At 43.0% G+C, this 16,193-nt stretch carries 22 protein-coding genes; 16 read left to right on the top strand and 6 right to left on the bottom strand.

Annotated elements, in window-relative coordinates; all coding sequences use genetic code 11:
• Nucleotides 1-11: 11 nt before the first annotated feature.
• The 6 genes from C8N29_RS01585 to C8N29_RS01610 are packed head-to-tail and all read right to left on the bottom strand — an operon-like array spanning nucleotide 12 to nucleotide 3,763.
• On the bottom strand, nucleotides 12-1,757 hold the full coding sequence (locus C8N29_RS01585; protein WP_107864262.1) for an integrase catalytic domain-containing protein: 1,746 nt from the start codon (nucleotides 1,755-1,757) through the stop codon (nucleotides 12-14).
• A 2-nt stretch (nucleotides 1,758-1,759) separates the two neighbouring features.
• Nucleotides 1,760-2,656 (bottom strand): hypothetical protein, encoded by an 897-nt coding sequence (locus tag C8N29_RS01590; protein ID WP_239986936.1) that lies wholly within the window; start codon nucleotides 2,654-2,656, stop codon nucleotides 1,760-1,762.
• A gap of 7 nt (nucleotides 2,657-2,663) precedes the next feature.
• Nucleotides 2,664-2,954, bottom strand: a complete 291-nt coding sequence (locus C8N29_RS01595) for a helix-turn-helix domain-containing protein (RefSeq protein ID WP_107864263.1) — start codon at nucleotides 2,952-2,954, stop codon at nucleotides 2,664-2,666.
• Entirely contained in the window at nucleotides 2,951-3,214 is a 264-nt protein-coding gene (locus C8N29_RS01600; RefSeq protein WP_107864264.1) for a helix-turn-helix domain-containing protein, read from the bottom strand. The genes C8N29_RS01595 and C8N29_RS01600 overlap by 4 nt, the downstream gene beginning before the upstream one ends.
• A gap of 45 nt (nucleotides 3,215-3,259) precedes the next feature.
• Entirely contained in the window at nucleotides 3,260-3,496 is a 237-nt protein-coding gene (locus tag C8N29_RS01605; RefSeq protein ID WP_107864265.1) for a helix-turn-helix domain-containing protein, read from the bottom strand.
• 48 nt (nucleotides 3,497-3,544) lie between these two features.
• On the bottom strand, nucleotides 3,545-3,763 hold the full coding sequence (locus C8N29_RS01610; protein ID WP_107864266.1) for a hypothetical protein: 219 nt from the start codon (nucleotides 3,761-3,763) through the stop codon (nucleotides 3,545-3,547).
• Nucleotides 3,764-3,863: 100 nt separating this feature from the next.
• On the opposite strand from C8N29_RS01610, the gene C8N29_RS01615 reads away from it, so the two are divergent.
• The 16 genes from C8N29_RS01615 (at nucleotide 3,864) to C8N29_RS01690 (ending at nucleotide 16,145) form a co-directional block, all read left to right on the top strand.
• Nucleotides 3,864-4,208 carry a helix-turn-helix transcriptional regulator gene (locus C8N29_RS01615; RefSeq protein ID WP_107864267.1) on the top strand — a complete coding sequence of 115 codons (345 nt, stop codon included), beginning with the start codon at nucleotides 3,864-3,866 and terminating at the stop codon, nucleotides 4,206-4,208.
• Nucleotides 4,209-4,230: 22 nt separating this feature from the next.
• Nucleotides 4,231-5,004 carry a hypothetical protein gene (locus C8N29_RS01620; RefSeq protein WP_146164403.1) on the top strand — a complete coding sequence of 258 codons (774 nt, stop codon included), beginning with the start codon at nucleotides 4,231-4,233 and terminating at the stop codon, nucleotides 5,002-5,004.
• 239 nt (nucleotides 5,005-5,243) lie between these two features.
• Nucleotides 5,244-5,621: a Mor transcription activator family protein gene (locus C8N29_RS01625; RefSeq protein WP_107864269.1), complete on the top strand. Its 378-nt coding sequence runs from the start codon at nucleotides 5,244-5,246 to the stop codon at nucleotides 5,619-5,621.
• Between the two features lie 154 nt (nucleotides 5,622-5,775).
• Nucleotides 5,776-6,234, top strand: coding sequence for a D-Ala-D-Ala carboxypeptidase family metallohydrolase (locus C8N29_RS01630; RefSeq protein WP_107864270.1), 459 nt, complete (start codon nucleotides 5,776-5,778; stop codon nucleotides 6,232-6,234).
• Nucleotides 6,235-6,242: 8 nt separating this feature from the next.
• Nucleotides 6,243-6,455 (top strand): DUF7940 domain-containing protein, encoded by a 213-nt coding sequence (locus C8N29_RS01635; RefSeq protein WP_107864271.1) that lies wholly within the window; start codon nucleotides 6,243-6,245, stop codon nucleotides 6,453-6,455.
• A gap of 1 nt (nucleotide 6,456) precedes the next feature.
• The gene (locus C8N29_RS01640; RefSeq protein ID WP_107864272.1) at nucleotides 6,457-6,756 is read left to right on the top strand and encodes a DUF2730 family protein; all 300 of its coding nucleotides are present in this window, start codon (nucleotides 6,457-6,459) and stop codon (nucleotides 6,754-6,756) included.
• A gap of 10 nt (nucleotides 6,757-6,766) precedes the next feature.
• A complete protein-coding gene (locus C8N29_RS01645) occupies nucleotides 6,767-7,060 on the top strand; it encodes a VpaChn25_0724 family phage protein (protein WP_107864273.1) in 294 nt (97 codons plus the stop codon).
• Nucleotides 7,060-7,599 carry a phage protein Gp27 family protein gene (locus tag C8N29_RS01650; RefSeq protein ID WP_107864274.1) on the top strand — a complete coding sequence of 180 codons (540 nt, stop codon included), beginning with the start codon at nucleotides 7,060-7,062 and terminating at the stop codon, nucleotides 7,597-7,599. Before C8N29_RS01645 ends, C8N29_RS01650 begins: the two co-directional genes overlap by 1 nt.
• On the top strand, nucleotides 7,599-9,236 hold the full coding sequence (locus C8N29_RS01655) for a hypothetical protein (RefSeq protein ID WP_107864275.1): 1,638 nt from the start codon (nucleotides 7,599-7,601) through the stop codon (nucleotides 9,234-9,236). The genes C8N29_RS01650 and C8N29_RS01655 overlap by 1 nt, the downstream gene beginning before the upstream one ends.
• Before the next feature lie 154 nt (nucleotides 9,237-9,390).
• Nucleotides 9,391-9,588 carry a hypothetical protein gene (locus tag C8N29_RS01660; protein WP_107864276.1) on the top strand — a complete coding sequence of 66 codons (198 nt, stop codon included), beginning with the start codon at nucleotides 9,391-9,393 and terminating at the stop codon, nucleotides 9,586-9,588.
• Nucleotides 9,589-9,665: 77 nt separating this feature from the next.
• The gene (locus C8N29_RS01665) at nucleotides 9,666-11,279 is read left to right on the top strand and encodes a DUF935 domain-containing protein (protein ID WP_107864277.1); all 1,614 of its coding nucleotides are present in this window, start codon (nucleotides 9,666-9,668) and stop codon (nucleotides 11,277-11,279) included.
• Nucleotides 11,276-12,688, top strand: coding sequence for a phage head morphogenesis protein (locus C8N29_RS01670; RefSeq protein ID WP_107864278.1), 1,413 nt, complete (start codon nucleotides 11,276-11,278; stop codon nucleotides 12,686-12,688). The genes C8N29_RS01665 and C8N29_RS01670 overlap by 4 nt, the downstream gene beginning before the upstream one ends.
• 211 nt (nucleotides 12,689-12,899) lie before the next feature.
• Nucleotides 12,900-13,397: a phage virion morphogenesis family protein gene (locus tag C8N29_RS01675; protein ID WP_107864279.1), complete on the top strand. Its 498-nt coding sequence runs from the start codon at nucleotides 12,900-12,902 to the stop codon at nucleotides 13,395-13,397.
• Nucleotides 13,398-13,594: 197 nt separating this feature from the next.
• On the top strand, nucleotides 13,595-14,731 hold the full coding sequence (locus tag C8N29_RS01680) for a phage protease (protein ID WP_107864280.1): 1,137 nt from the start codon (nucleotides 13,595-13,597) through the stop codon (nucleotides 14,729-14,731).
• Nucleotides 14,732-14,765: 34 nt separating this feature from the next.
• Nucleotides 14,766-15,170, top strand: a complete 405-nt coding sequence (locus tag C8N29_RS01685) for a hypothetical protein (protein ID WP_107864281.1) — start codon at nucleotides 14,766-14,768, stop codon at nucleotides 15,168-15,170.
• A 66-nt stretch (nucleotides 15,171-15,236) separates the two neighbouring features.
• Complete coding sequence (locus C8N29_RS01690; protein ID WP_107864282.1) at nucleotides 15,237-16,145, top strand: Mu-like prophage major head subunit gpT family protein; 909 nt, start codon at nucleotides 15,237-15,239, stop codon at nucleotides 16,143-16,145.
• The last annotated feature ends 48 nt before the right edge of the window (nucleotides 16,146-16,193 follow it).

Here is a 16,193-nt window from a genome sequence, read left to right on the forward strand (position 1 = left end):
GGCGACTGCTCTTATTGGTTGATTACACGTAAGTGTGTTGTTTTTTGAGAGTTGATAATTTTTTCGGCTATTTCACGAATTGCATCGACTGGTACAGCTTGAGGGTGAGTGGCAACTAATGTTTGATAGCTGCTGGCTGTCCAAAATTCAGCCAATCCTTGCTCACTGAGTAGTGCTTTTATTTGTTTCGCTGCTTCGACATGGTTAATTGGTGCAAGCTCTCGGCGTGTTTGTTCAGTAATGAGCTGCTGTCCAGCGCGTGGTAAATTTTGCAGAATTTCTGTGTTATCAATATCTGCCATTGCATTAACTTTGCCTTGATAGGCTGCTTGTTTGGCTTTGCGAGCAGCATCCACTTGGGCTTCGGTGTCAGCGTTATAGGCTTCTTTTGAAATGATTTTGCGGTTGGTGTCTGCTTGGCTATCAGGGGTGCTATCCATGCGTTGATTGATCACAGGTGCATCAATGGCAAAGCCTGCGCTGTTGAGCTTTCTTGGTGAGACAGTAATGCTGTATGGGTTGCCATTGCTGTCTTTCATTAAAATATCAATGTCGGGCGCACGATACGGATTAACAACCACGTCTAATTTTGCTTTTGGATAAACGCCGTCAATATGACGCACATCGTAACTTTTGTTGCCATGTCCTTTTACTGTATGGGTAATCGTTAAATCCCCTTTGACGGTGATTGTGGTGGGCATGGTGGTGACTAAATCACGGCAAATTTCAGGACTTGGTGCGATGCGTAACTCTGCACCTTGAATGGTTTGCCACAATTGATTACGTGTTTGTTTAGTGCGTGTATGGACGAACTCTTGGTTAAACGCTAATCGCCAGCGAGTGGCATATTCGTTTAGTTCGTCAATGTTGTTGACTTTGATAAAACTTAAGCGACCTTCAAATTTACGCTCTACAATATTTTGAGCGCATTCAACTTGGCCTTTGGCGCGTGGGTTGCCTGCTGCATGGGTGATGTAGGTGACGTGTAGGCGTTCTAAGAGATTTAAGAAATAGCCGCTAAGGTTGGCACTGCCTTTGTCCATCATTAATATATGTGGAACGCCGTGCATGGGGTCTTGGTAACTACGATGCTGTATGGCATTTAGAAAGCATTGAATAAGATTTTTACTGTCTTCTGCACCGCTAACATATTCTAAATAAATGTTGCCGCTGTAGTGGTCGGTGATGACATAGCGAATCACGCGCTGATTTTCGACCTTTTTAATGTTGGCTGGTTTGTTTTTATAAAACTCTTTTTCTTCCATGACTTGTAAGCCTCCTTTTGGGAGGTAAAACAAGACACAGACAGACGCATCAATTTGCCATACATGATTAGGGTGTAAGCTGCGTTGTTGTATATGGGCTTTGGGTGTGCGTAATTGTTCAGGATGAAATTGATATTGACGTAAGGCGCGACCAATGGTGGTTGGACTGACTTGTGGGGCAAGTCCTTGCTCACTCAAAATGGTTAATGTGTCTTTGATTGAGAGTGTTTGTTTGCCATTGGCTCGTGTGGCGATATGAATCATACCGCCGATGAGTTTGGCATGGTCTTCGGTAATCACGGATTTGCCTTTATCTGAGCGCGTTTTGCGCTCGGTGGTGTAGCCGACATTTTCTAAACGACGGTATAGCTCAGCATTGCTAATGCTTAAAAATGTACTCGCATCTTGAATAATGCGGCCTTTTTGTCCGTGTTTAGCGGCCTTTAGTTGTTGTGCGATACCGCGTAAGTAGTCAATTTCGGCTAGGTTCATGGTTATTCACCCATTTCTTGTTTTGCAGCTTGTACCCATGCTGGGCTAACCATTTCGACAAAATCAATGGCGACACCCAGTTCGTGGCTAATGCTGGCAATGTTTTGATAAACAAAGTTGAGGGTGTTTTGAATGGCTTCATCAAAATGGTGGCCATAGCTGCTTTGTTGGACGGCATCTATGGCAACGTGAAATTGCTGAAAGGCTAACAAGGCGTTGTTTTGGGCGGTTTGGAGTTGCTGCAAGACGGCTTGTTCTCGCGCTTGTTGTTCTACGAGGTCGCTATCAGGTGAAAACTGGCTGCGCTTGGTTAACTCAGCATCTAGGGTGTTAATTTTTTGGTCTTTTTTGGCGAGCAAAGTGTCTTTGGCTTCGGCATCGGCTTTTGCTTCACGCAGGGCTTTACGCAACTCGCTTGGACTCATACAATCTATTTTGTCTAAAGCAATATTTCGTACACTTCCTTCTTCTGATAACTCCTTGATTTCCTCGTCATCCAATACGAGTAACTCTAAAAATCTGCCTTGACTTACACCTGATAAATTCTTCAAATGCGAAAAGTTTTCGCTTTTGCAAAATTTTTTTGCCGCTTGCATGAATTTTTGACCTAAACGAATATTGATACCTAGCATTTCAATGCGTTTAGAAAATTCGCCATGTGGTGTTACTTCTTTAAGAAGAATTAGTCTTTTACCAAGTTCTAAAACATCTTCAACACTGCGGCGTTGATAAAAGCGAATTTCGTCTTCTAACGCGCCCACGGTTAAGCTGCCGTCATAACCCAATTGAGTGGCTAAGGCTTGAATGTTGGCGGCTGCTTGCTTGTCTAACGCAAGCAAGGTGTTTTGTGGGTCTGCTACCCAGTCTTGTTGTTGTTCAACGAGTTCTTTTTTTGACATGATTTGCTTATCCTGCATGAACAGCCGCACGGCGTTGTAGTTCTTTAATACGTTGCTCGGCTTGGTTTAACGAGTTGAGGTGTGCTAATGCAATTTGTTCCATGAGTGGCGTGTGAGCAAAATTGCCGTTATCAAGTTTTTGGACTAAATCGGCTGCTGCTAAATCTTGCAAAGCACGGGTAATGTTGGTTGGGGTTTCGTTTAAATGAGTGGCTAATTGACCATTAGACAAACCACTTAACGAGTGACCGCGTAGGGCTTTAAGTACGCTTAATGCGCGTTGTGCTGAACTGCTCATCGTATGGTTACTCTTAATGCAAAGCCGCTGATTACAGTGGTTTGATGAGCGCGATAAAGTGTTGGCCACAACATATAAGGCTCAGCATTGACTGAGTTAGCAATAACCTTAGCAATGTTTAGATGGGCTTCTTTAGCGTTAATCACATCGTGAACATCGTTAATGTGAAAGCCATGTTTTTGACAAATTGCTCCTAAAGAAATGCCTTTTGCGTTGAGCATGGCGATAATTTCTTCGGAAAGTAGATTTTTTATTGTCATGTGTTTACCCTCTACTTGTTTTGTTGGTACAGTTACAACCGTTTGTTAGGCTACTTGAGTGCTGTTATTAACAGTGATTTCGCCTTCTTTAATGCCTAAACGAACGGCGATTTCGTGGCCAATGCCATAAAAGCCTTTGCGTGTGCCGCCAATGACTTTGCAAACTGTGTTGTAGTTGTAGCCATGTTCGACAGACCATTGTTTTAGGGTTTTGCCTTCACGCAAGAGCTTGGCTTTCAGCTCTGGAACTGTGAGTGCTTTGGTGCAGGTGTAGGTTGCCATGATGGTTTCCTTTTTCTGCGGCCTATATTGGCCGCAGAGGTGGTGTTGTTATTGGTTAGTTTGGGCGTTAGTGGTTAAAACCCATTGAGCCAGTTTTTCGAGATTGGCTAATGATTCATGCGATGCAGGCGTTGGATTTAATAAAAACTCAGTCATGACTTGTTGACCCATGTGAGTATTAGCTAACAGTTGAAGGCGGATTTTTTGGGCAGGCGTTAATTCGTTTGAGACTAACGTTAAAGGTTGTAGGGGTAATTCTTCGTTCATAGTATTGCCTCTTTGTAGTACAAGAACTGGTGCATTAGTGCATCCGCTGAGTTCATAATAGGACAAATATGTCCCTTAGTAAAGAGGTTTTGTGGTTATTATGGACAAAAATGTCTTTTCAAGATTGAAAGAAGAAAGAGAAAGATGTGGCGTTACTCAAGCACAGGTTGCAGATTTAACAGAGGTAAATATTAAAAGTGTTGGGCGTTGGGAAAGAGAGATACCCATTCCTAGCGACAAGCTAGCAATGCTGTCAACTTTGGGAATAGATGTTCTTTATGTCTTAATTGGCCAGCGAAGTATTCCTGTCGTGCTAAATGCTAAAGAAGAGGCTTTGTTAGATAATTACCGTAATTCTAATGAGGCAGGAAAAAAGGCAGTAGAAACTACGGCCAGTGCGTTCGCGAATGCGGACACCGATAAAAAAGCCGCCAATGGCAGCTAATGATGATTAACAGGGAGTAAGGATGATGGCAAAGAAGCCAAATACAGTAGAAGCATTGATAGTATCTTTATTTGCGGTAATAGCTTTACCGATTATTTTGCTGACTTGGCTTTACGAAACAATCGGCTCAACTGGATTTTGGTTTCTGATGTCGTTTTTAGGTTTTGGAGGCATGTATTACTTGTTTAAAAAACAAAACAAACAAAACCCTCAGTCGCAAAGTTTTGTAGATTGGCTTAATAATGGCTCAAACAATAGCAGCTCATCACAACAACAACGCACGCAAACCAGTAATAATGACTACTTTGAGGAGCTAGCGATTTATACAGCAAGTAGTCATGTTGTGTATGAGCTGTCTAGTGATTACGGTTGGAACTTATCCTTATTGACTTTTAGGCAGCAGGAAGTATTGCGGAGTTTGCAAATTATCAGAGAATCTTTAAATATCAGTGCCAAGACCAAAAAACAAGATATAGCAGAGTCTCGCCTAAGTCTTGCTCATCAGCTTTATGATGAAGTTTGTAATAATTATAGTGATGTTTTTAAGGTTGATTTGTTAACAAGAATCAAAGGCATTATTGATGCCGATTTATTAAACGTCCATACAGAGGCTTATCTTAATGTAGCAAATGCGCATCTTGACAAGGCCTTAAATGCAAAAAGAGCGAATACCAAAGCTAAGTATTTCGGATTGGCTAAAGAGGTTTTAGAGACAGGCTTAAGTGACCCGTATAGTGATAAAGAACGTATTAGAGAGCTGTTAGCGTTTAATAATAGACTTGAAGAAAATATATAGTATTTTTCTAGCCCCCAAACAAAAAGCCCCTAGTTTTCACTAAGGGCTTTTAGGTCATCTGTTACGCTTGCTATCGGGTAGCTAGGGCAATCTGTGTCTCTGCCGCGAATTTAACCACTCTTTCTATTTTATGTATAGTATTTTTATCGGTTTGGTACAGTTGCAACCGTGTTATAGGCGTACTTTTTTTTGAATATTTTCTAAACTCTCACCATAGGCATTTTGTGGTGAGATGCGACATGATAGATGGTTTTCAAAGGCTGTGCCAACTCATTGGCCAAAACGATGCTTTTAAGCTCATGAACTTATGCGGCGGTACACGCGTATATATTCCGCTCATTGAGCATTGCAAGGCTGAGCATTACTTGGCTCAGGTGATTGGCTTGGATAATCTTGTTAAATTAGCCCAAGAGTTTGCTTGCGACCGCATTGAAGTGCCGATGGGCTATCATGCGTTTAAAGAACAGCGTAATAAAGAAATTATTAGGCTATTTAATGAAGGGATTTGTCAGTCAGAGTTAGCTATTCGTTTTGGCTTAACTGAGCGTCAAATTAGAACTATTTGCGCTAAACGCGCTCCCGTTGTTGATAAAAATCAACTGCCTCTTTTTGAATAAAAAATACTTCAATAAATGATTGAGGGCAAACATATAGATTTGCCCCAACGAGCGGAATCCCTTCCTCCTTATAGAGTCGCTTTTTAGCTATCACAATACCCTTGTTGTTTGGCCTTTATAGCGGCCTTCGGGCTGCTTTTTTTAGGGGTAAATCATGTCTCAGATTATTATGTTGTCCCCCCATTTTAGCCTTGCTGAGTTTATTGTCAGTGAGTCTGCCGAGCGATTAAATATTGATAATCAACCGCCTGTTGAATTAATGCCTAACTTAGAAATGACTGCCTTAAAAATGGAGTCGGTGCGCGTACTGTTGGGCAATAAAAGCATTATTGTGACTAGCGGCTATCGTAGTCCCATGCTGAATAAAGCGATTAACGGTTCGCCCAATTCTGCACATCCAAAGGGTATGGCGGTTGATTTTATCTGTCCTAAATTTGGCTCATCTTTGGAGATTTGCAAAACCATTGCAAATTCTTCGCTCATTTTTGACCAGTTAATTTATGAATATGGCCGATGGGTGCATTTGGGCTTTAGTAAAACAAAGCCGCGCAAACAAATTTTGACGATTGATAAATATGGTGCGCGTGTTGGCTTACAGAAGATTCGTCTTTAGAGGTTTTTATGCAACTTAAATTAGTTGAAAACTGGCGTACAGGTTGGCGTTGGTTTAGCAATATTGCCATGACTGCGATTGTGGCCATTAATACTGCGCCTATTCCACCTGAACTGGTGGCCGTTTTACCCCCCGACACTCAGCAAAAAGTCACCATTAGCTTGGCCGTTTTTGGATTGATTGGTCGGTTTATTAAGCAAGAGATGCCTAAGCAGGATTGATATGAGCGAAGAATTAAAATTAGGCATTCAAGTGCTGCAATTTGTTTGTATGTTTGGGTTGGCTTTGTACACCTTTATTAGCAATAGACGTGTGGCCAAAGATACCGAACTGCAAGAAGTTAAACATCGTGTCACCGTGGTTGAAGAGCGCGTTAGAAACATTCCCACCCACCAAACCGTTGCAGAAATGATGGGTGAGATTAAGGCCGTCAGAGCTGAGTTAAAAGGGATTCATGTTCAGCTTGAACGTTTAGAAGTGGATGTGAATCGCGTCAATGACTATTTATTGAATAATAAATAAAGAGGTTTTTATGAGCTTTACTGAATTTGTTCGTGAGGAACAGCGTTTGGTGTTGTTGCGCTTGCTGCATGAAATGCCTCGCTATCAGTCAAATAGCTCCGTATTAACTACAGGCATGGATAAATTTGGTTTGGCCATGAGTCGTGACCAAGTTTGTACTGAGTTGAATTGGTTAAAAGAGCAAGGTTGTGTCACTTTGCAGGAAGCAGGTTCTGTGGTGGTTGCTACGTTAACTGAACGTGGTGCAGATGCGGCAACAGGTATGACCAAGATTCACGGTGTTAAACGTCCGAGTCCACGATAATGTTAAAAAAATCGTCTATTCGCAAATTGAGTGATGAGCAACGACAGTTTATTGAGCGTTTAATGCGTGAAGATAATCGCACGCTTGATGAAATGTTAGAGGCGATTAAAAAGCAGTTTCCTGACCAAAAAACACCTAGCCGTTCTAGCTTAGGACGTTATAGACAGTCATTTGACGAAATGGCCAGTAAAATGCGCGAAATTCAAGTTGCATCACAAGTGTTGGTGTCTGAATTTGGTGAAGATGTTGACGATAAAGCAGGTGCATTACTCTCACAAGCGGTAACAACACTGGCGACAGGTGTTGCGCTACGCTCTAATGACGATGACAAAATTAGTATTCAGGATGTGGGCGATTTAGCCCGTGCTGCCCGTGCCGTGATGCAAACGCGCACCATGTCTATTAAAGAACGTCAAGCTATTCGTAAAGCCTATGCTGAAGAAGCCGCCAATGCTGTTAGCGAAGAACTGCGTGGCCAAGACGGTATGAGTGAAGAGCTAGAAGAAAGGATTCGTGCTATTTTATTGGGTAAAGCATAATGGCTGATAACAAGCTAATACCGCTTAATAAGCCGCGTAAAATTGATTTAGCGGCTGAAATGGAACTGCATGGCGTTGTTGTTCCCCAAGAAGTTGAGGATGCCATTCCTAAAGGCGATGCTGTTTTTTTGCCGTATCAACAACGTTGGTTTGAAGATACCAGCGAAATTATGATTGCCGAAAAAAGCCGCCGCACGGGTTTGACATGGGCTGAGGCTGGCCGCAACGTGATGAATGCCGCCAAGCCGCGTAAGCGTGGCGGCTGTAATACCTTTTATGTTGGCTCTAAGCAAGAGATGGCACTGGAATACATTGCGGCTTGTGCGTTGTTTGCCCGTGCGTTTAACCAGTTGGCTGAGGCTGATGTTTACGAGCAGACTTTTTGGGATTCGGCAAAAAAAGAAGAGATTTTGGCGTATATGATTCGCTTCCCTAAAAGCGGATTTAAGATTCAGGCTTTAAGTTCTCGCCCCTCTAACTTGCGTGGTTTACAGGGTGACGTGGTGATTGACGAGGCGGCTTTCCATGAATCCTTAGAAGAGCTATTAAAAGCAGCTTTAGCCTTAACTATGTGGGGCAATAAAGTCCGTTTAATTAGCACGCATAATGGTGTGGACAATCCGTTCAATCAATATATCCAAGATGCGCGTGAAGGTCGAAAGGACTATAGTGTGCATCGAATTAGTTTGGACGATGCTTTAAAAGATGGTTTATTTAAGCGGATTTGTTATGTGACGGGTAAAGAGTGGTCACCTGAAGCAGAGAAAGATTGGCGTGACAAGCTGTATAAAAACGCTCCCAACCAAGAATGCGCGGATGAGGAATATGGCTGTATTCCTAAAAAATCAGGCGGCAACTATCTATCACGCACCTTGATTGAAATGGCAATGGTGGCAGATAGGTCTATTCCTGTGCTGACTTATGAAGCCTCTGATGCATTTATGACGTGGTCAGAAGAAGTTCGTATTGCTGAAATTGAGCAATGGTGTGTTGATAATCTGCTACCACAATTAAGTAAGCTGAATAAACTTAATCGTCACTCCTTTGGTGAAGACTTTGCTCGTCGTGGTGATTTGACCGTCTTTGTACCATTGGCCATTAATGCCGAATTACGCAAGCGTACGCCTTTTGTCGTGGAGTTACGCAACCTAACCTACGACCAACAAAAACAAGTCATGTTTTTTATTGTTGATCGTTTGCCTCGTTTGAGTGGTTTGGCTTTTGACGCGACAGGTAACGGTGGTTATTTGGCGGAAGCAGCCGCTTTACGTTATGGCACAGAGATGGTTGACCAAGTGCATTTATCTGCTGCTTGGTATGGCGAATGGATGCCAAAGCTCAAAGGTGAATTTGAGGCTTTTAATATAGAAATACCGCGTTATCAATCTATGTTAGATGACATGATGCACATCAAGATTGAAAACGGTATTCCGCTTATTGATAAAGGTCGACAAAAAGACCTTGACTCGATTGGCGGTAAAGGCAAACGACATGGCGACTTTGCGGTGGCCTTAGCAATGGCTAACCGTGCCAGTTGGATGACTGGTGGTGTGTTTGAGTTTACGCCTATTAAGTCTAAGAACGATTATGACGATGATGATTGTGATGAAGAATGGTATGGCGATGGGGGTTGGTGAGATTAATTATCATTTTTTAATTAAAGAACCCAATGGGAGTGCTACGCGGAGTGGTCTTTGACCTTTAGCCCTGCTCGTTATTGTGAGGATGAGCAAAACAGTAGCCGACTGACTGGCGTAACCAGTTAAACTTATTTTTAATACGGAGTGTGTTATGACAGGTCTATCTAAATGGTTTGCATTTGGTCATCTTCCAACTCATTTGCAAGAAGTAAGCAAGCCTATTGGCGAACTAGCGGCAAAACTTGAAGCCGAATTACCAGATAGTGCCGAAAAAACCGCAGGTATGCGTAAATTGTTGGAAGCTAAAGACTGCTTTGTTCGCGCAAAGCTAGATACGCAAAAACCCTGAATTCCTTCCTCCTTATAACTAATTTATCTACCGTGTAACTTGGCAAGCAGCTTGTTTATTGCCTGCCGAGTGACACCATGTCTAAAAAGAAAGACCTTGAAAAGTTAAAAAAACGCGAAGCCAAAATCGCCCTTGAGCAACAACAAAGTGCCGAGGTGTGGAGTTTGGCGCGTGAATTTGCTGACCATCCTGCCCGTGGTTTAACTCCTCAAAAACTGTACAATATTTTAACCGCTGCCGAACAAGGCGATATTGTTGCTCAGTCAAATCTATTCTTAGATATGGAAGAGCGAGACGGTCATATTTATTGTGAGATGAGTAAACGTAAACGCGCCTTACTCACCTTAGACTGGCATATCGAACCACCTAAAAATGCCACGACTGCCGAAAAAGCCCTTGCTGCTGAAGCGCAGGAATGGCTAGAAAACATTGATGATTTTGAAGATGTGATGTTGGATGCGCTTGACGGCATTGGTCATGGCTTTGCTGCCCTTGAGGTTGAATGGGAGTTGCTTGGTAATTTGCAATTGCCTTGCAAATTTCATCATCGTCCACAGTCTTGGTTTCAAACACCGATTGATAATTTAAACGATTTGCGCTTGCGTGATGGCACGATGGAGGGTGCAGAACTGTGGCCGTTGGGATGGCTTGTCCATAAACACAAGGCTAAAAGCGGTTATTTAACGCGTTCGGGTTTGCATCGTGTTTTGTGTTGGCCGTATTTATTTAAAAACTATTCGGTGCGTGATTTAGCTGAGTTTTTAGAAATTTATGGCTTGCCTTTGCGCTTGGGCAAATACCCCAGTGGTGCAACCGAAAAAGAAAAAACTACTTTATTAAGAGCGGTGACTCAAATTGGCCATGCGGCAGCAGGCATTATTCCGCAAGGCATGATGATTGACTTTCAGGAAGCGGCCAAAGGTAGCCATGACCCATTCCAAGCCATGATTGATTGGTGCGAAAAAACCCAGTCTAAGGCAATTTTAGGTGGCACACTCACCACTCAGGCAGACGGCAAAACCTCAACCAATGCGCTCGGCAATGTGCATAACGAAGTGCGCCATGATTTATTAACCGCCGATGCCAAACAATTAAGCAGCACTTTAACACGCGGTTTAATTATTCCTTTGTTGAGCATTAACAAAGCAGGCTTTGACCCCAGTCGTGCGCCTCGTTTTGTGTTTAACACCCAAGAACCCGAAGATATTAAATTGTTTAGTGAGGCGATTCCTAAATTGGTGGGTGTTGGAATGCAGATACCAACACAATGGGCGCATGAAAAACTGGGTATTCCTTTGCCTGAAAATGACACTGTGGCGGTTTTAAAGTCTGGTACCTCGCAAAATTCACCCACTGCCGCGTTAAGTACCGTGGTTGCTGCGTTGAAACAAGAGCCGTTAGCTCCATCAAGTAATCCTACTGAGGATGACAAGGTCACCAAGAATGCCAGTGTCTTGTTTGAGTTAATCGATAAGATTCCCGATGAAAAATTGCAGTCTGTGATTGAGCCATTGTTGTTGCCAGTGATTAGCAAGTTGAAATCAGCCAGTAATGAAAATGAGAGGCTGTCTGTATTAGCCGAGGCTTATCCGACAATGGATGATGGACAGCTAATCGAAACATTAGGTGATTTATTGTTTATTGCTGATTTGTGGGGACGATTGTCTGTACAAGAGGAGCTAGGCCAATGAACGGCTTAGACCTTAAAGCCATCTTTGGCATGAAGCCCGAAGCCGCTATTCAGTATTTAGAAAGCAAAGGCTATAAAATTACATGGGATTGGCGCGAAATGGATGCTGCTGCTCATGCTCGAGCTTTTACCGTTGCCAAAGTTGCTCGTGTGGATATTTTGCAAGATATTCATCAAGGGCTAGTTAAGGCTTTAAAAGAAGGAAAAACTTTTGAGCAGTTCGCTAAAGACATCACGCCCACTCTGCAACAAAAAGGATGGTGGGGAAAACAAATTGTTATTGATGGTGCAGGCAATGCTCAAGTGGTACAGCTAGGCAGTATTAGACGCTTACGAACCATTTATGACACCAATATTAGCTCGGCATATATGGCGGCTAAGGAGCAATATTATTTAAGTAATCCTGCATTACAAATTAGTCATCCCTACGTTAAATACATCGCTATTTTAGATGGCCGTACTCGTCCTACACATAGAGCGATGAGTGGTCGTATTTTTAGATTTGACGACCCCATTTGGCAAACGTGCAAACCCAAGAATGGTTTTGGTTGCCGTTGTAATTGGACATGGGTATCGGGTTACGAAGTTGAAAAAGATAATCTAAACGTGGACTCATCTGCCAATAAATTACGCACGGTTAATGAAGAAGTCGGTAAAAATAAAACTACGGGTGCGCCTGTGATGGCTCAACGAACAGGCATCGATGTGAAAGACACTAATGGTAAAACCCATTTTTTTGCGCCTGATGCTGGCTTTAATAGTTCGCCTGCCGAGTACCTTGCACCTGTGTTAACTAAAGTTCAGGCAATGGAAGCTCCGTTGGCCACGCGCTTTTATGCCGATATGAAAAATACTTTACTGCCTGAAATGGAGAAGCAATTTGCAGCGCGTGTAACAGCATTACAAAAAGAGCTTGATGCGATTAAGTTGTTGCCACCCACGGTTAAAGCACCACCGATTATCACGACTGGCGAACGTTACCTTGCAGGTGTATTAGATAGTGACGTTTTAGTGGCTTTACATAATAAAGTTAAGGTTGACCCAGTTAAATGGAAAGAGCCACTTACTGCTGCCATTATTTCAACCGATGACGATATGCTGCATTGGATTAGGGATGCTAAATCAGCGAGAGGCGCAAGTGTTTCTACTGCTTGGTTGGAACAATTGCCTGCACAATTAACTGCACCAATGGCTATTTATTTAGATGCCCAAAAACCCAATACAGTGCTTTATATCTATGACTTGGGCAATGGCGAGGCGGCAAAGGTGGTGGTTGCGGTTGGTTTTGTCGATAAAACTCAACTTACAGGCACACAACGTGCGTCAGCGATTGAGAACAGAATTAGGACGATTGGTATTGTGCCAATGGTAGAAATAACGAATGTTTCAAAAAATGAGAAGATTAAATAAGGGCAAGGCGGTACGCCACTCTCCGCGTGATAGACGTTGTAAACAACAACTAAACTGGACGTGCGATTTCCCAGTTGTCATGCCCTCGTTGTAAGATGGTGGTACGCCACTTTCCACTGAGGCCATAGCTCTTAACCAAGGCCGCTAGGCAGCGAATTATCCTAGCTTCTATCTCACGCTGTTATTATAGCTCTACACCTGAGAGATTGCCATGTTTGAAATTAGAATGACTGCAACAGAGTTGCAAAATTTTATGAATCAAATGCAAGCCCACGCCAATTTGTATGGCTTGCCTGCGGTGGTGGCCACAGAACTTTATAATCAAACCGTTAAAAATTTTGAGGCTAATGGTCGCCCCAGTTGGGCAGGATTAAGCCCTGTCACTAAAGAGCGGCGTGCTGCATTGGGCTATGGCAGTGATAATATTTTACGAGTACGTGGTAAGTTGTTTGATGCTATTACGCCATTCTCAGGCAGTGACTTTGCAGGTGTGGGCGTTAGTCATACTGTGCCTTATGCACCAACCCAACAATTTGGTGCTAAAAAAGGACAATTCGGACAAAGTAAACGTGGTAACCCTCTCCCTTGGGGCGATATTCCTGCGCGTCCTTATATCCCCATTGATAAAAATGGCAACCTCCAACCCGAAGCTGAAGAGGCTGTTTTAGGGGTTGTCACCCATTATTTAAGAGGCTTAGGCTTTAATTGATTTAGAAATCGATTTAATAGCGTTTATGAGCGTTCATAAACGCTATTAGTTATCTTGAACGCCTCTTTGTAGCACGTTGAGCTAACCGCGCTTAAAACGCAAAATTTCAAAGCATTTTTGTTAAGAGCGGAATCCCTTCCTCCTTATCTTAAACCTCAATTGATTTTAGGCTGACCACACTAACGAGAGGTCGGTTTATGAATCACGCTTTAGCTGCTTTAACCCTTGCCATTAACTCAGTCACCGAGTCGCCATCGGCTGCTCAATGGTTGCGTGTATTGCCTATGGGTGAGTTTAAAGGCGTGGATGGTCGGCCTGTTGGCATGACATGGGGTAAAGGAACACCTGTTGAGTGCAAGTCTTGGTTATTAACCCAAGAGCAAGGGCAAAAACTTGTTGCGGTTTTAAAGGCACGTCAGGACGATTTAGTGATTGATTATGAACATCAAACACTCAAGGCAGCAGAAAACGGACAGCCTGCGCCTGCCGCAGGATGGATGAAAGATTTTGAATTGCGCGAGGATGGACTTTACGCGCTATGCGAATTTACGCCCAATGCTCAAGCGATGATTGATAACAAAGAGTATCGCTACATTAGTCCTGTTTTTCCCTTTCACCACAAAACAGGATTAGTGACCGCGTTATTAAATGTTGCGTTGACCAACGCGCCTGCTTTAGACGGATTAACCGATGTGATGGCTAAAGCGGCTCTCTCGTTATTTTCTTCAACTCCCAAAAACGAGGACTCCGCGATGGATGAACTCTTAGAGCGTTTACGTTGGATGCTGAATTTACCTATTTCGGCAACCGTTGACGAAGTTAAAGCAGAATTACAAAAGTTGGCAGCTATGTTGACGGAAGGACAAGCGACAGCCGCCGCCAGTGTTGATTTGTTGGCTTTATTAGCTAATCAAACACAACAAATTGCGGCATTAAGTCAGCAATTAACGACTCAGGCAACAGCAACACCTGACCCAACTAAGTTTGTACCGATTGATGTCGTTAATGGCTTACACCAACAAATTGCTGCTTTGAGTCAGCAACAACAACAAAACCAAGCGGACGAATTGGTCACTGCGGCATTGAATGATAACCGAATTTTGCCTGCCGAAGAGTCATGGTTACGTGGTATGGCAAAGTCTAACTTTTCCGCTGCTAAGTCGTATATCGATGCACGTCAGCCCATTGCTGCCCTTAGTCAAACACAAACCAGTGTGACTAAGACATTGGCAACACAAGAAGCCGATTTGGATGCAACAGCATTAGCGATTTGCTCTAAATTAGGCATTACCAAAGAGCAGTTTAAAGCTCAACAAGCGTTGTTAAGCAAATAAATAACAAGGTTCTGGTCAATAAGAGGATAAGAACATGACTGCAATCACGACTGACCGTAATACCCCATATAAAGACCCATTTATTGTTTCTGTGCCATTGGCGGCAGGTGTCACGGTATTGGCAGGCACAATGGCCGTTGCCAATGCTGATGGTTTTTGCGAAATGGCAAAAACCGCCGATGACCTCACCTATTTAGGCCGTTTTGATGAAGCGGTTGATAACAGTATAGGTGATGACGGCGATAAAACCGCACAAGTACGCCGTAAAAAAGTTTTTTGTTGGGACAACCACGGTGCAGACCCTGTCACTCAAGCCAGTTTAGGTCAGCTTTGTTACATCGTTGACAATCAAACCGTGGCAGCAACCGATGGGACAGGCACGCGTTCCGCCGCAGGCATTGTGCTTGTGATTGATAGTGACGGCGTGTGGGTTGAATAAATAATTTTTTATTGGCTGAGAAAAATCTAAGCCAAAATGAAATAACGTTACAACAGGAGAAACTCCATGTTAGTGAATAAAGCAGCACTCACTACTTTATATGTCAGTATGAGTGCGATTTTTAACAATGCCTTTGATGCTGCACCGAGCCAGTGGCAAGAAATCGCCATGCTTGTGCCGAGTACAACAGCAACAAATGATTATTCGTGGTTGTCAAACTTCCCACAAATGAAAAAATGGATTGATGAAAAAGCCATTAAATCATTGGCGGCTTTTAAATATTCGATTGAAAACGAAGATTGGGAAACAACGGTTGAAGTTGACCGTAATCACATTGAAGATGACCAATACGGCATTTATAAGCCTCAAGCGATGATGGCTGGTGAGTCTGCCAAACAACTGCCTGACGAAATTGTCTTTGATTTGGTGAATAAGGCTTTCGACAACAAATGTTATGACGGTAAAGCATTTTTTGCTACCGACCACAAAGTAGGTAAAACCACGGCTAGCAATAAAGGTACTAAAAAATTATCGATTGCGACTTTAGCTGCCGCACAGGCGAGTTATGGTGCTGCACGTATTGCTCTCATGAAATTAAAAAGTGATGAAGGTCGCTCGCTGAATATTAAGCCTAATATTTTACTTGTGCCACCTGCATTGGCGGACATTGCTAATGCCTTGATGACGGTTGACCGTTTAGAGGACGGCAAATCCAATATTTACAAAGGTGCGGCCAAAGTGGTGGTTGATAACCGTTTAACTAGCGATGACGCTTGGTTCTTACTTGATACCACCAAAGCGATTAAGCCGTTTATTTATCAAGAGCGTAAAAAACCTACTTTTGTGTCTCAAACCGATTTGAGTTCTGACGATGTGTTTAGTCGTAAAAAATTCAAATTTGGTGCTGAAGCGCGTGCCGCAGGGGGTTACGGTTTTTGGCAGTTGGCGTATGGCAGTGATGGTTCTGTTGCCTAAGTAATCCTAAAACGCCTCGTTTATCTACTCAGTAGTCCTAAAAACTCT

Origin of the sequence: Agitococcus lubricus (assembly GCF_003051055.1) — a bacterium.
In the GTDB taxonomy this organism is placed as follows: domain Bacteria; phylum Pseudomonadota; class Gammaproteobacteria; order Pseudomonadales; family Moraxellaceae; genus Agitococcus; species Agitococcus lubricus.

What these genes read in the sequence shown, in the direction of transcription:
- C8N29_RS01585 (WP_107864262.1), bottom strand. Translation starts at nt 1,757, where the DNA reads ATGAACCTAGCCGAAATTGACTACTTACGCGGTATCGCACAACAACTA.
- C8N29_RS01590 (WP_239986936.1), bottom strand. Translation starts at nt 2,656, where the DNA reads ATGTCAAAAAAAGAACTCGTTGAACAACAACAAGACTGGGTAGCAGAC.
- C8N29_RS01595 (WP_107864263.1), bottom strand. Translation starts at nt 2,954, where the DNA reads ATGAGCAGTTCAGCACAACGCGCATTAAGCGTACTTAAAGCCCTACGC.
- C8N29_RS01600 (WP_107864264.1), bottom strand. Translation starts at nt 3,214, where the DNA reads ATGACAATAAAAAATCTACTTTCCGAAGAAATTATCGCCATGCTCAAC.
- C8N29_RS01605 (WP_107864265.1), bottom strand. Translation starts at nt 3,496, where the DNA reads ATGGCAACCTACACCTGCACCAAAGCACTCACAGTTCCAGAGCTGAAA.
- C8N29_RS01610 (WP_107864266.1), bottom strand. Translation starts at nt 3,763, where the DNA reads ATGAACGAAGAATTACCCCTACAACCTTTAACGTTAGTCTCAAACGAA.
- C8N29_RS01615 (WP_107864267.1), top strand. Translation starts at nt 3,864, where the DNA reads ATGGACAAAAATGTCTTTTCAAGATTGAAAGAAGAAAGAGAAAGATGT.
- C8N29_RS01620 (WP_146164403.1), top strand. Translation starts at nt 4,231, where the DNA reads ATGATGGCAAAGAAGCCAAATACAGTAGAAGCATTGATAGTATCTTTA.
- C8N29_RS01625 (WP_107864269.1), top strand. Translation starts at nt 5,244, where the DNA reads ATGATAGATGGTTTTCAAAGGCTGTGCCAACTCATTGGCCAAAACGAT.
- C8N29_RS01630 (WP_107864270.1), top strand. Translation starts at nt 5,776, where the DNA reads ATGTCTCAGATTATTATGTTGTCCCCCCATTTTAGCCTTGCTGAGTTT.
- C8N29_RS01635 (WP_107864271.1), top strand. Translation starts at nt 6,243, where the DNA reads ATGCAACTTAAATTAGTTGAAAACTGGCGTACAGGTTGGCGTTGGTTT.
- C8N29_RS01640 (WP_107864272.1), top strand. Translation starts at nt 6,457, where the DNA reads ATGAGCGAAGAATTAAAATTAGGCATTCAAGTGCTGCAATTTGTTTGT.
- C8N29_RS01645 (WP_107864273.1), top strand. Translation starts at nt 6,767, where the DNA reads ATGAGCTTTACTGAATTTGTTCGTGAGGAACAGCGTTTGGTGTTGTTG.
- C8N29_RS01650 (WP_107864274.1), top strand. Translation starts at nt 7,060, where the DNA reads ATGTTAAAAAAATCGTCTATTCGCAAATTGAGTGATGAGCAACGACAG.
- C8N29_RS01655 (WP_107864275.1), top strand. Translation starts at nt 7,599, where the DNA reads ATGGCTGATAACAAGCTAATACCGCTTAATAAGCCGCGTAAAATTGAT.
- C8N29_RS01660 (WP_107864276.1), top strand. Translation starts at nt 9,391, where the DNA reads ATGACAGGTCTATCTAAATGGTTTGCATTTGGTCATCTTCCAACTCAT.
- C8N29_RS01665 (WP_107864277.1), top strand. Translation starts at nt 9,666, where the DNA reads ATGTCTAAAAAGAAAGACCTTGAAAAGTTAAAAAAACGCGAAGCCAAA.
- C8N29_RS01670 (WP_107864278.1), top strand. Translation starts at nt 11,276, where the DNA reads ATGAACGGCTTAGACCTTAAAGCCATCTTTGGCATGAAGCCCGAAGCC.
- C8N29_RS01675 (WP_107864279.1), top strand. Translation starts at nt 12,900, where the DNA reads ATGTTTGAAATTAGAATGACTGCAACAGAGTTGCAAAATTTTATGAAT.
- C8N29_RS01680 (WP_107864280.1), top strand. Translation starts at nt 13,595, where the DNA reads ATGAATCACGCTTTAGCTGCTTTAACCCTTGCCATTAACTCAGTCACC.
- C8N29_RS01685 (WP_107864281.1), top strand. Translation starts at nt 14,766, where the DNA reads ATGACTGCAATCACGACTGACCGTAATACCCCATATAAAGACCCATTT.
- C8N29_RS01690 (WP_107864282.1), top strand. Translation starts at nt 15,237, where the DNA reads ATGTTAGTGAATAAAGCAGCACTCACTACTTTATATGTCAGTATGAGT.